Consider the following 666-nt stretch of genomic DNA (forward strand, 5'->3'; position numbering starts at 1 on the left):
GCTACCAGTTTGGCATTGTTATCTTCGCCGCTTGCTTTGATCGCATCAATAAACCGTTCCGGATTTGTTTTATCACCTTCGAGCAGCTGAAGCAGGTCTGCCCGGATCCGGTTGATCACGTCATCGGCAAGCCCGAGCTCTAGCGCGATATCGGCATACCGTCCGACAATCGCCTCAACCAGGCCGGTTGCTTCTTTCGATAATAAGTACTGTTGGGCGCATTCGATTAACAGGTCAGTTACTTTCGTATCCTCGGGATGCCGTTTTCCGGGTGCCGATACGACGACGGCCCTCCTTTCCGGATCGGAAGTGACGATTTGAAATACTTTCTCTAGCTGGGCTCCTGATGCGAGCGAGCTGCCTCCAAATTTAACGACTTTCATTTGTTACATCTCCTAAAGTTTAAATTTTCGAAATAAATTTAATTTTAATTATTGCGCTTTTTACAAGAAGAATCAAGGTTTTTCTTTCAGGAAAGAACAAATGTGTTTTTGAGAAGGACTCATCATAGAGGAATCGCACTTCAACCTTTGTATCTATTAATCTTATTGACTATGTCAGAAAAAATGGTAAGATATATAAAGGCCCTTATTGATAATGATAATCATTAACGTCGGCGGAGGGTTTGCTTTGTTGTGCAAGGAGGCTACTGCAGCATGAAATTAC

General features: G+C 43.4%; 1 pseudogene. It reads right to left on the reverse strand.

Annotated elements, in window-relative coordinates:
- A pseudogene (locus ACWHAR_RS27920) lies at nt 1–383 on the reverse strand (aspartate kinase); the annotation flags it as partial.
- Nucleotides 384–666 lie beyond the last annotated feature (283 nt).

This window comes from Bacillus sp. LR--39 (assembly GCF_053613335.1).